11 protein-coding genes are annotated in these 11,996 nt (G+C 45.8%); 3 read left to right on the top strand and 8 right to left on the bottom strand.

What is annotated here, in order from left to right; all coding sequences use genetic code 11:
• Position 1 precedes the first annotated feature (1 nt).
• Complete coding sequence (locus KIT90_RS01840) at positions 2–1,084, bottom strand: efflux RND transporter periplasmic adaptor subunit (RefSeq protein WP_285374775.1); 1,083 nt, start codon at positions 1,082–1,084, stop codon at positions 2–4.
• A gap of 103 nt (positions 1,085–1,187) precedes the next feature.
• On the bottom strand, positions 1,188–2,069 hold the full coding sequence (locus KIT90_RS01835; protein ID WP_020196069.1) for a LysR family transcriptional regulator: 882 nt from the start codon (positions 2,067–2,069) through the stop codon (positions 1,188–1,190).
• Between the two features lie 129 nt (positions 2,070–2,198).
• On the opposite strand from KIT90_RS01835, the gene KIT90_RS01830 reads away from it, so the two are divergent.
• Complete coding sequence (locus KIT90_RS01830; RefSeq protein WP_186175817.1) at positions 2,199–2,558, top strand: DUF6559 family protein; 360 nt, start codon at positions 2,199–2,201, stop codon at positions 2,556–2,558.
• A gap of 28 nt (positions 2,559–2,586) precedes the next feature.
• The gene (locus KIT90_RS01825; RefSeq protein ID WP_285374768.1) at positions 2,587–3,501 is read left to right on the top strand and encodes a LysR family transcriptional regulator; all 915 of its coding nucleotides are present in this window, start codon (positions 2,587–2,589) and stop codon (positions 3,499–3,501) included.
• 76 nt (positions 3,502–3,577) lie between these two features.
• Here the strand turns inward: KIT90_RS01825 and KIT90_RS01820 are convergent, their stop codons facing one another.
• On the bottom strand, positions 3,578–4,582 hold the full coding sequence (locus KIT90_RS01820; protein WP_285374766.1) for a DUF1214 domain-containing protein: 1,005 nt from the start codon (positions 4,580–4,582) through the stop codon (positions 3,578–3,580).
• Positions 4,583–4,707: 125 nt separating this feature from the next.
• A complete protein-coding gene (locus KIT90_RS01815) occupies positions 4,708–5,733 on the bottom strand; it encodes an AraC family transcriptional regulator (RefSeq protein ID WP_285374763.1) in 1,026 nt (341 codons plus the stop codon).
• A 129-nt stretch (positions 5,734–5,862) separates the two neighbouring features.
• Here KIT90_RS01815 and KIT90_RS01810 point away from each other — a divergent pair, with 129 nt between their 5' ends.
• The gene (locus tag KIT90_RS01810; RefSeq protein WP_285374761.1) at positions 5,863–7,338 is read left to right on the top strand and encodes a DUF1214 domain-containing protein; all 1,476 of its coding nucleotides are present in this window, start codon (positions 5,863–5,865) and stop codon (positions 7,336–7,338) included.
• A gap of 80 nt (positions 7,339–7,418) precedes the next feature.
• Here KIT90_RS01810 and KIT90_RS01805 read toward each other — a convergent pair whose 3' ends face one another.
• The 4 genes from KIT90_RS01805 to KIT90_RS01790 all read right to left on the bottom strand — a co-directional run bounded on the left by KIT90_RS01805 (position 7,419) and on the right by KIT90_RS01790 (position 11,863).
• Positions 7,419–8,210 carry a hypothetical protein gene (locus tag KIT90_RS01805; RefSeq protein ID WP_285374759.1) on the bottom strand — a complete coding sequence of 264 codons (792 nt, stop codon included), beginning with the start codon at positions 8,208–8,210 and terminating at the stop codon, positions 7,419–7,421.
• A gap of 97 nt (positions 8,211–8,307) precedes the next feature.
• Positions 8,308–10,362: a hypothetical protein gene (locus tag KIT90_RS01800; RefSeq protein ID WP_285374757.1), complete on the bottom strand. Its 2,055-nt coding sequence runs from the start codon at positions 10,360–10,362 to the stop codon at positions 8,308–8,310.
• A 117-nt stretch (positions 10,363–10,479) separates the two neighbouring features.
• The gene (locus KIT90_RS01795) at positions 10,480–11,433 is read right to left on the bottom strand and encodes a LysR family transcriptional regulator (protein WP_080637418.1); all 954 of its coding nucleotides are present in this window, start codon (positions 11,431–11,433) and stop codon (positions 10,480–10,482) included.
• Positions 11,434–11,566: 133 nt separating this feature from the next.
• Complete coding sequence (locus KIT90_RS01790) at positions 11,567–11,863, bottom strand: Dabb family protein (RefSeq protein ID WP_285374754.1); 297 nt, start codon at positions 11,861–11,863, stop codon at positions 11,567–11,569.
• Between the last annotated feature and the right edge of the window lie 133 nt (positions 11,864–11,996).

The following is an 11,996-nucleotide window of genomic DNA, read 5'->3' as shown; positions in this document are numbered from 1 at the left end:
CCTATAGCGTTTTGATGGTTAAGTTCGGCGTGTTGTCGCCAGCTTGCAGATAATGGGTGCCGCTAATGACCACATAATCACCTTGATTGAAAGCGCCAGAAACACACGCTTGATGCGAGTCGATGGACTGCAAACTCACTGGCTCGGTATGCACGATAGCGTCACGAACGACATTGACGTGTAGCGTTTTCTTTTCACCTAAAATCGCAGAATAGGGGAAGCAATGACTGGATTGATCTGGCTGAAATGAGGTTGTGACCGTAACGGCTTTGCCATTGAACAGCTCACCAGAAATCGAATCGATAGCTAGAGTGACAGGGTAAGTTTGTTTGATGAGATGCTTTTTAGGCGCGATTTCAGCGACGTTAGCACGATATGTTTGCTCTGAACCATACCAAGACAGTGCCGCTGTTTGCCCAAGATTAAACTGACGAATCATGTTTTCAGGCACATCAATATCCACTTCCCACTGACCGTCTTGTTGAAGAGTGGCGACGCTAACGCCCGGCAGTGTCTGCTCGAATGCGTCGATTCGTACCTCGCCAATGCTGCCAGAAAATGGTGCACGCAGTGTGGTGTAAGCCAAGGCATCTTCCGCGCGTTGGATATTCTTCTCTACTACTTTAACCGCAGACAAACTACGCTCATAACCGCTGATGGCTCGATCCAAATTCACACTGGCAATCGCGTCATCATCGGTGGCTTGTTTCACGCGTTTTAGCTCGGCCTTTGCGAGTTTATGCGCAGACTTCGCTTCCAGCATGCGCGCTTGAAGTTCTTCCAAAGAAACTTGGTAATCGTGAGGATCAAGCGTAGCAATGATCTGTCCTTTCTCGACATGATCGCCTTTCTTCACCAAAACGCGGTCAACGGTGCCAGGAACGCGAAAAGAAAGGGAGGCGGTCTCTTTTGCTTGAACAATGCCACTAAATGATTTGTTCAACGCCGTATTTTCACCCGTGACTTCAACAACTTGAATTGGGCGAGGGGACTCTGGTTCTGTGAACGTGTTTTGGCTTTGATTACAGCCAAACAGTGCCAATGTCGCGGCACCTAATGCAGTAGTTTTGAATAGACGATTCATACGATGGCTCCATAATTTTGGTGCCATCATACAATTGTACAATGTTCAGATAATCACTCGGCAATGAGACTCACTGTCTCAAAAAACGAGACAATGTATTCAGCTAAACGAGTTTTGGGACTTCTTTAATGAGGTGGTCAATAAGTAGACGGCTCGCCTGACTCAATGTCTTAGGCTGCGGGTAAAGCAACCACCCCGATTCTTCAGTGACAGAATATTGTGACAATAGCTGCACCAAGCTGCCGGATTCCAACTCTCGCTTCACCAGTAGTTTGGGCATAAAGGTGATACCACGATCTAAAATCGTCGCGTTCTTAATAAAGCCAATGTTGTTGGAAATAAGCTTCGGGTGCAGTTGTACACTTTGTTCTTGGAAGTGCCATACATTGTCTACCTCGCCATTTGGCCAACGAAAACAGACACACTGGTGTTCCTTCAGTTGTTCTAGGTTCTCTGGCATGCCATGTGTTTCAAGGTAATTGGGAGAAGCAACTAAACAACGGTCGAGTGTCAAAAGCTTACGGGCAACGATGTCGGAATCAAATAGGGCGCCACCATGAAAAGCGATGTCCAAGCCCTGTTGGAACATGTCACTAAAGCCATTGTTGATGTTGCGAATATCCAACTCAACATGAGGGTATTTATCGTGGAAGTTAAACAGAATTGGGCGAACCAGTTCATCGGTTTCCGGCAGCAACCCGAGTTTGATGCGGCCGCGAACTTCATTGGTATCGTTGCTGACTTGTTCGTTTGCTGAATCGAGCATCGTCAGCGCTTTTTGCAGGTTCTCATAATAAGCTTCGCCGTTATTGGTTAGCGATAAACTGCGTGTGGTGCGATGGAAAAGTTGAGCGCCTAAGGATTGCTCTAATTCGCCTATTCGTCGACTCACATTCGCGCGCGGCAGATCCAATGCGTTTGCCGCGGCGGTAAAGCTTCCTAGCTCGACCACTTTAATGAAGAGTTTAAGATCGTCGATTTTCACACTGGCGCTCCATGCTTATTGAACACTGTACTAAACCGTGACACTCTAAAGCATCGTAACGTTATGCACAAAATATAACGTGACTTTTGATAACAGATACTTTTTTGAAAAGAGAAATAGGAAATTAATGTGCTGAGAGTCATTCAACGTCGTCGAATCAAAAAGGTCATTAAGTTGCTTTCTGCCAGATTGATTAAGGGCTATGGAAGTCGCGAGTATTTCTCTATCGGACAAGTGCAAAGCAGCACAAGCGAGTTGAGCAAGCGCCAACAACAGATCGCTTTGGCTCTGTATGCCGATCCTCAAGAACTGACCGCAGAAGTTAGAACGGAGCTTACTTCCTTGCGTGCCGATGTCTCGAATGACTTTTTTGATGGTGGAGATTACACGGCGCAAGACGTACTGAATCTACTTGGTTCGGGTGGTTGGAAAGGCGGTCGTATGGACGATGACATGTCGCACCGATTCGGAATGAATAGCCGATACTAAACAGGGTTGTATTAGGGAACGAATCACAATGAAGCAACTGGATCTCAACTTACTTCGCATCTTTCTGGTGTTACTTGAAACCAAGAACACGCGTATTGCTGGTGACCAATTAGCGTTGAGCCAACCCGCAGTCAGCAAAGCGTTGGGAAGGTTGCGTGATTACTTTGATGATGAGTTGTTTACTCGCGTTCACTCTGGCTTAAAGCCAACGCCTCGTGCACTTGAGCTGGGTGAAAAGTTGCCAATGATCATGGAGAGTTTGGATGAGGTGATTCTAGATTCGCCAACGTTTGAGCCTTCCGGCTATCAAGGTAACATCACCATTGCGATTAACGGTTTTATCTCCAATTGGCTCGGTGCACGCTTGTGTCTCGCGGTGATTGAAGAGGCACCAAACGCACAAGTAAATATAGTGAATTGGGGCTCTCAAACACTCAAAAAGCTGCTCGATGGTGAGATTCAAGCGGCCATCAACTATTCGCCTGTTGACACCAATAAGCAATTTACCCACCAAGTGATTGGTGAAGATGATTTTGTTGGGTTAGTGAAAATCAACCACCCTTTGGCAGGAAAGACCTTGTCTCAAGCTGAAATCAATCAAGCAGAATACGCCAGTTTAGTGGTGCCGGGTTGGAATGATACTCAGCCCTTTATTGCTAAGCATCTTTCAAGTGAAGTGCTGAAAGTAAAAGCACGAAGCTCCTATCTGCATACCTTGCTTGATGTGGTCAAACAGAGTGAGATCATCTTGCCTTGCTCTCGACAGCTTGCTCATTATCTGCACGGTGAGTTTGAGTATGTCTCTTTTCCTAATCACACCCCTGATGAGCTAAAAAATATTGTGTTGGTGGAATCGCACAATAAACGCATGCACCCTATGCATCAGTGGCTCAAACGAAAAATCATCACCACTTCTCAAGCTATCATCCAAGAAAAACAATAAGCCTCTCCATCGAGAGGCTTGTTCTTAGAGGTGTGTTCTCAGAGGCTTGGTCTGAAGGGATTCAGCCTGTTCTGCGTTATTTTGCCGTCACGTTCGGGAAGTTGTGCATTTCCTCAATCGCTTTGGCTTTGTCACTTGGACGGTAAGCGCGCAGCGCAAAGTTCCAGCCTGCATCGTTCACTTCAATTACGTTATTCGCGGCACCACACGTCTCGCCTTTCGGTGCGAAGTGAATGGTGTAAGAGCCATCTTTGTTTGGTACTGCGGAGGTTGAGTCTGCGCTGTTGTTATCCGTCATCAACCAGCCTTTGCCTGAATATGCGGTGATAGACCAGTAACCGCCTTTTTCATAGCTCAGTGACGGTTTATCGAAGGTGATGTAAGCACACTCAACTTTGCCAGTACCTGCTCGTGAAGAGTACACAGCGTACTCTGCTGGTAAGCCAGCCCAGCCCACAGCGGTACCAATCATAAATTGCTTGTTATCTGGCGTTGCAGTAATGCCAGTAGTGAAGGCTTCTTCAGTCTTAATCGTGTTGACTTGCTTCTCCCATTTCGCACGCACCGCGTCGCGAGAGGCGCTGTCCCAATCTTGCGCTGGCTTAAATGGTTTTGCGGATTTTGCATCAATCACGGCGGCATCTTGTAAGCGATGTGCTTCTTCCATGCCTGCCGTCGTAGCGGTACGCATTAAGATGTAAATGTAATCCGAGCCTGCAATTTTCGAATCAATGTAGATCTCGTCACCACCATAAATCGCCATGTGGTTGTCGTGATTGTTGTTGAAGAAATGCATGATTTGGTAAGCATCACCTTTCGCTAAACGGAAAGTGGCCCCTTTCGACACATCGACCACGGCTGTTGAGTAGAGCAAGTCGGTGTTTGAGCGAATGATCATCTGATTATCAACGGTGACGCTGTCTCGGTTGTGGTCAAACACATTGATTGGTTGGCGCTCTAGTTGTTGAGTGAAGTACAGGTCAGTTTCTGCACTGGCGAAGTTTTCGTCGGTCACTTTAACGGCTGCCATGGTCTGCATAGAGGTGATGGCAATAAGAGTCGCTAATATGGTCTTTTTCATGTCGCTTACCTTGAGGTCGTCATTAAGAGATGACCTCACTTTATCGATATGCCTGTGATGACAGAAATGAATTGATGTAATTCAGATAATAACCAAATCGAATTGCAAGCTCGGATTGCCAGCCGTCACACGCGATGCTGTTTTCGATATTGCAAAGGTGTGGTGCCATTGGTGCGTTTGAACTGGCGAATAAAAGAATCGGCAGAAGTGTAGCAAAGCATGTCAGCAATGGTGCGGATTGGATATTCGCTGTTGGTGAGCAGTTTCTTGCTCTCGGTGTCGCGAACTGAATTCACTATATCTCGGTAGGTGAGGTTATTTTTGTTCAACAAGTTCTGCAATGTTCTCGGGTGGATGCCGAGCATTTTGCTGACCAAGGTTTTGCTGATATCACCGAGAGGAAGCAATAAGAGAATCGAGTTGGTGGTGATTTCCAATAGCGTGTTGTGATGTTGAAGACCGTGAGAGACTTTGCGTCGCATTTGATTGGTGATGGTCATCTCCAAATCGGGCTTTTCTGCGAGTAGGGCTTTGGGGAACTCAAAACCATCGAACTGACTACCCAATATCACTTTGCATTCAAAGAAACGTTCAAGACGTTTTATCTGTGTTTGCTGCTGTGCTCCTGATTCACCTTGGTAGCGCGCTTTAAAATGCACTTGATGCAACTTCAACCGTTCGCCCAATACCATCTTGAACGTTGTAATAATGCCTCCGATGGAAAGCAAAGCGTGTTGGCTTGTATCGACATTGGGCTCGAATAAGAACTGGGTAAAGTGGCGAGCAATGTCTTCACGAATATCAAGTTGATGGCGAGAAGCGCGCTGTTGATAGCTGTACAGGCCAAACAAAACCGGATAGATGTTTGCGAGAGATTCCTGACTGGCAATCAGCAACATAGCGATGTCCAAAGACTGGTAGTCAATCAAGGTACTGAGCTCTAGGGCGAACAGCGGGTCTTTAGTCTCTTTGGCGGCCAAGTTCAGCAGTTCTGCAAATTGCTGATGGCTAAGCTCTTGGTTTTCATCGTGTAAGGTTGAGATTTGAATATTGAGCTTTGAGGTTAAGGTTTGAGGCTCCACACCATATCGTCTGCACAATCTAGGGAAAGCAGAGAGATATAACGCACTCAATCGATATTCGTTTTTCACTCAAATATTCTCAAAATGTCAATTTTTAGTCTTGGCTTGTTTTTATACTGCGCCACATTGAGTTGGTCAAGAAATGGCTGATTTCAACTTCATCCCGATACCGCCTGAAACGACGAGTAGAGAATAGACATGAAAAAAGTAACGAAAACCCTTATCTCTGGTTTGATATTTGCCGCTTTAACCAGCAGCGCATACGCAGACAACAACATCAAGATTGAGAACATGCACACCCGCTCTGGTGATTTTGCTTTTGAAACCAGCGTACTCAATGGCATTCCAACAGAGGAAAGCTCAAAGAAACTGTTTAATCTGATGGATTTTCAGCGCGCGACACAAGCTTACATTTGGTCTATTCCGCTGACGTCTAACTACGCGTGGAAGGCGGCGTATGAAAAAATGGGCTCAGAAGATGGCCAAATTACTTATGTGGCATCGCATCAATCCAAATTGGGCGGCTTAACTTACAACACCTCAACGCCTTACGCGATTACATGGTTTAACGTAGAGAAAGAGCCCGTAGTGGTGAACATCCCTACCGATGAACTGCGTGGTGCGGTGCATACCATGTGGCAGATTGGCATTGCACAAATGACCAAACCAGGCACATACGTGATAAAAGCCAAGGGCAGCGAAACACCGAAGAACCTACCAAAAGAAGCGGTAGTGCTTGAATCGGATACTAACTATGTCTTCTTTGGTGTGCGCTTAATGGCGAAAACAGAGAAACAGCGCATGACGGACTTGGAGTCGATGTCTATCACGCATCTGGATGGAAAACCACTCAGTGACCGAGGTGTTAACTTCCCGAAAAAAGGTCTCGATGCGAAACACCCACGTGGTATGGAGTTTTGGCAAGTGCTCAATGAAGCCATTCAAACAGAACCTGTTGCAGAGCGCGATCGCATGATGCATGACATGTTGCGTCCATTGGGTATTGAGAAGGGTAAACCTTTCGAGCCAAATGACGAGCAAGTGAAGATCATGAAAGAAGCGGTAGTGCTTGGTGAGGCCATGACTAAGAATATCGACTTCAACAAAACGGGTCGTTTACATCAATCGGAATATGGGCCTGAAGGGAACCGTTGGGAAGTTGCAACAGCATCAACACCAAACCAAGATCGCGCTTATGGCATGGATCTCGATGGTCGCGCGGCATGGTTTTATGAAGCGGTGACGAACGATATTGCGATGCATGGTTTTGAAAACGGTGGCTGGGGTCAGATATACCTTGATAACTATCGTGACGGCGAAGGCTATGGCCTAAATGGTAGCAATCACTACACGCTAACTTTAGATGGCGATGTGAACTATGCCGATTTGTTCTGGACCATTACGGTGTACAACGTGGAAAACCGTGCCATCATCGATAACGATATTCAACGTGCGGATGTGGGCTCAAACGTTCCGGGCACAGTGAAAGACGCAGACGGGAACTACACGTTCCACTTCTCACCAACTAAGCCAGAAGGTGTGAATGAAGCAAACTGGGTACAAACTCGACCAGATGAAAACTGGTTTGTGTACTTCCGTGCTTACTCACCAAGCAAGGCGTTTGTTGAGCAGAAGCCAGAAACGATTCTGCCAAACTTTAAACACGTGAAGTAACCCCCAAAGCCACCATGATAAAACTGTCGTGGTGGCTTTTTAAAGACTCGTTGCGTTTGATGTTGTGCTGCTAATTTGAATTAGTAATCAAACGATAAACTAAAATCCCAGTAGTTTCGGTTTGAATCATTGAGGTCAAATCGATGAGATAAATACGGTTTTACTCCCCAAAGATTCAACGTAAAGCCGAGATTAATATAGCTGTCGGCATCGGTTGTGTTTCGGTTGGTGCAAATCGGTCTGGAGCATGGCAATTCATCAAGATTGAGCTGCGCTTTTCCGTAAAGATTACTGTCGTGTCCGTACGAGGCAGACAGCTCTAATACATCATTCAAAGGGTAAAGCACACCAACTAACTTGTTCAGATTGAACGATTCATCACGAATATCCCAACCTTCTCCCTCAAATCGGCTATCGATGTATTGAACATCGAAATTGGTGAACACTATCGCGTCACCTAATTGCGCGGCTGAAAACAACCCTGTGGTGTAAACGCCCGTTTTATCTGTGTTTCCACCTACAGAAGCGCTTACTTCATTGTAAATTTGGTCGAAGAGTAGGAAAGAGTAACCAAGACCAATGTCACCAAATTTGTCGCTGTCTACCGAACCAAATAGGCGCCACTTATCGTTCAAGTTATAAGAACCATTTAGGGTGAAAACATAGTCGTTCGAATAGTCTCCAAGAAAATCACTCTTACTGACTGAAACATCGAATGTTTCGACAAGCAAGGTTCCCCAATCTTGCTGGGATTCTTCCGGTGATTCTAGTTCTTGGAGTTTTGTGTGGACATGCTCAGGTTCGGTACTTGCGTTGGTTTGAAATGGCAGAAGTAGCAAAGAAACGATAAAGGTTGTAAATGGAAATCTCACGAGCGGCTCTCTTTAATGGGCTTCCATGCTGTGAATGCGGGACAGAATTAAGATAAAAAAGCCCCCAAGGGAAGGGGGCTTGAATTACCGACTGACGTTATTTTCTAGTATTTACAAATTGACGGATTTTCTTGCGTTGGTCCGCAGACAAAGCATTAAAGCGATCTTTAACGTTTTGAATATCGAAGTCTGAAGCGTTTACCTTCTCTGTGATTTGGTAAGCATCAAACTCATTGTTTCCAGTTGGTTTGAACACTGGCTTGCCATTTTCAAGTGGAATACGAACCTCTTCACCAGTGTTGTGTTTAATAACAAGGTCAAAACCAGAGTCAGTATTGTTTGGTTCAATAGTGCCCGTTGCTACCCAGTTATCGTTGCCTTTTTCAGTGATGATCAGCGTTTGGTCGTGCCAAGCATAGTCGTATTCCATGTTTGGATTACCAACTTCACCCTCGATTGGGTTTGATGGCGTGCCCGGTTTGATAACAGGCTTACCGTTCTCTAGCGGGATGCGAACCACTTCGCCTGTGCTGTGTTTGATTACTAATTCAAAGCCAACGGTTGTTTCTTCGATTGTTCCTGTCGCTACCCAAACGTCGGTGCCTTTCTCAGTGATGATCAGCGTTTGGTCGTGCCATGCGTAGTCGTATTCCATGTTTGGATTACCAACTTCGCCTTCGATTGGGTTTGATGGCGTGCCCGGTTTGATAACAGGTTTGCCGTTTTCTAGCGGGATACGAACCACTTCACCCGTGCTGTGTTTGATAACCAGCTCTACACCAGAGTTGGTCTTTTCAAGCGTACCTGTTGCTACCCAAACATCAGTGCCTTTTTCAGTGATGATCAGTGTTTGGTCGTGCCATGCGTAGTTGTATTCCATGTTTGGATTACCAACTTCGCCTTCAATCGGGTTAGATGGTGTGCCCGGTTTGATAACAGGCTTGCCGTTCTCTAGCGGGATGCGAACCACTTCACCTGTGCTGTGCTTGATAACAAGCTCGACGCCAGTATTCGTCTTCTCAAGCGTACCTGTTGCTACCCAAACATCAGTGTCTTTCTCTGTGATGACAAGAGTTTGGTCGTGCCATGCGTAGTTGTATTCCATGTTCGGGTTACCCACTTCGCCTTCGATTGGGTTAGATGGCGTGCCCGGTTTGATCACTGGTTTGCCGTTCTCTAGCGGGATGCGAACCACTTCACCTGTGCTGTGCTTGATAACCAGTTCTACTCCAGAGTTGGTCTTCTCAAGCGTACCTGTCGCTACCCAAACATCAGTGCCTTTCTCAGTGATGATCAGCGTTTGGTCATGCCATGCGTAGTCGTATTCCATGTTTGGATTACCAACTTCACCTTCAATTGGATTTGATGGTGTGCCCGGTTTGATCACTGGTTTGCCGTTTTCTAGTGGGATGCGAACTACTTCGCCTGTGCTGTGTTTGATAACAAGTTCGACGCCAGAGTTAGTCTTCTCAAGTGTGCCTGTCGCCACCCAAACATCAGTGCCTTTCTCAGTGATAACTAGAGTTTGGTCGTGCCATGCGTAGTTGTATTCCATATTCGGATTACCAACTTCACCTTCAATCGGATTAGATGGCGTGCCCGGCTTGATAACAGGCTTGCCGTTCTCTAGCGGGATACGAACCACTTCGCCTGTGCTGTGCTTGATAACAAGCTCAACGCCAGTATTCGTCTTCTCAAGCGTGCCTGTCGCTACCCAAACATCAGTGCCTTTCTCAGTGATGATCAGCGTTTGGTCATTCCATGCGTAGTCGTATTCCATATTCGGATTCCCAATCTCGGTCTCGATTGGGTTATTTGGCGTCACTGAGATTGGTTTCATTGGTGAAGCAGGATCGGAACTTGAACCACCCGTACTGATACTGCCTACCGCACCAACAAGAAGGCCGCCAGCAATCGCGCCTGCGCTGTCCCAACTGCTTTCATCGGTAGCGTCTTCCGTTGCAAACTCACTCAATTCCATTTGTTGATTACGTGCATTCAAGCTTGCGACATACATCGCCTGTGAAGCGGAAAGTTGTTGATCAATTAAGATTGAGGTTTGACGATTAGCTTCACGAGTGTCGACTTGCACAGCGTAAGCATTAACAGAAAGAGAACTAAAAACGATGGTAGCTAGAAGTGATTTTCTCATTGGTGATTTCTCATAATCGCTTGGAAGAAAGGCAGAGCGATGCATGCCCGACCGATGAGAAAATCTTACTTTTAATACAGCTGGACGAATATTGAGCAGAAGGAAAATGGGTATTAACTAAGAGTTAATAGGGTTGTGTGCCTGAGGTAATTGATTCAGTAAGTTAGAAATAATTGCCATTAGCCATTGCTGAACAGGGTCGAATCGATCCTTGTTGGGGTAATAGACATGAATCCGCTTCAGTAGCTTGTCCAATTGATCTTTCTTGATATCCAAAGCGGTGAGGTTGGGATAACGCTCAATGTGGAAAAAGGCGGTATAGGGAAACAGCAGGTCTGTCTCTGCCAATATTTCCAGAATAGGGGATGGCAATTCGGAGCGAAACGCAATCTTTGGTGGAACATCGGGATAGTATTCTCGAAGTACTTTGATCGCGTATGGTTCATCGATGTTCCAATCCGTGACGAGCAAAAGTGCCAAAGGGTAAGAAATGGTGTCGGCCAACGAAATGGTCTTTGCTGCCAGAGGGTGGTCTTTGCGAACGTAGATGCCAAACAAGTCTTGCCCCACCACTTCGCTAAGAATGTCTTTGCGCGAGAAAGGTAACTCGTAGTTAATACCGACTTTACAGGTTCCATTGGCAAGATCATCGAGTGAGTTATTATTCCAGCAAGGCAAGTGAAGTTCCACGTTGGGCGCTTGTCGGCTAATTTCACTGAATAGATCTTTGCCTAAAGCTTGCAATAATATCGGGGAAATCGCGACGGTGATTTTTCCTTCAAGCTCTGCAGGATCGAATTGGTTGAGGGAGTTCAGCTTTTTCGAGAGCTTATCGAACGTTGGCTCAATGACACCGTAAAGTTCTGTAGCAAAGTGAGTTGGTGATAGCCCCGTAGGCACTTTGACAAACAACGGATCATCGAAATGGTTTCTCAACTTAGTTAAGGATTTACTGAGTGCGGGCGCGGTGACGAACAATCGATTAGACGCTTTTTGAAGATTTTGCTCCTGATAGATGACCAAAAAAGTTCTCAGAAGATTTAAGTCTAAGTTGGAGTATAAATCTTTCAATATTTACGCCCTTTGTCGTTGATGTCGCTTACTTCAATATCCTTAATTTAGTACTGAGAGTCAAAGCTGCAACAAAAGGTTGGACCTTTGACTCACGAGTTGATGGCTAGAATCGATTGGCTGAACGCATCAATTAGATTTCGTAATCAAACACGATGATGTCTTCAAGCAGTGGTCTAAATACCTCTTTCAATGCATCGTGCTCTGGATGAGGCAGGTAGTTTTGACGACCCGCTTCATCGAAAAACGTCATCATCACGGCGTGTGTGTAGTCTTTGTTCTTTCCTTCTGGGCTGTTGTTTAAGCCCCATTCAACGTCGGTTACACCTTCCACTTTCGTTGGCATGGCTTCGAATAGCTCTCGAAGTTGTTGGATTTTGTCGTCGGTGGCAGATGCTTTAAATTTGATGAGTAGAATGTGTCTGATCATGGTTTTGTGGTGTTATATTTTATTGTGTTTGAAGAACAACACTATAACGGGCATCCACTCTAAAGTTAGCTTTTGGCTTCACAAAATAGGGAAACAAAAACGCGAGCACTTTGGCTCGCGTTTTTAGTTGGTT

This window comes from Vibrio sp. B172a (assembly GCF_030248355.1).
In the GTDB taxonomy this organism is placed as follows: domain Bacteria; phylum Pseudomonadota; class Gammaproteobacteria; order Enterobacterales; family Vibrionaceae; genus Vibrio; species Vibrio owensii.
Note: the sequence above shows the minus strand (reverse complement) of the source record. Positions and strands in the feature narration are given on the sequence as shown.

What these genes read in the sequence shown, in the direction of transcription:
- KIT90_RS01825 (WP_285374768.1), top strand. Translation starts at nt 2,587, where the DNA reads ATGAAGCAACTGGATCTCAACTTACTTCGCATCTTTCTGGTGTTACTT.
- KIT90_RS01790 (WP_285374754.1), bottom strand. Translation starts at nt 11,863, where the DNA reads ATGATCAGACACATTCTACTCATCAAATTTAAAGCATCTGCCACCGAC.
- KIT90_RS01840 (WP_285374775.1), bottom strand. Translation starts at nt 1,084, where the DNA reads ATGAATCGTCTATTCAAAACTACTGCATTAGGTGCCGCGACATTGGCA.
- KIT90_RS01800 (WP_285374757.1), bottom strand. Translation starts at nt 10,362, where the DNA reads ATGAGAAAATCACTTCTAGCTACCATCGTTTTTAGTTCTCTTTCTGTT.
- KIT90_RS01810 (WP_285374761.1), top strand. Translation starts at nt 5,863, where the DNA reads ATGAAAAAAGTAACGAAAACCCTTATCTCTGGTTTGATATTTGCCGCT.
- KIT90_RS01820 (WP_285374766.1), bottom strand. Translation starts at nt 4,582, where the DNA reads ATGAAAAAGACCATATTAGCGACTCTTATTGCCATCACCTCTATGCAG.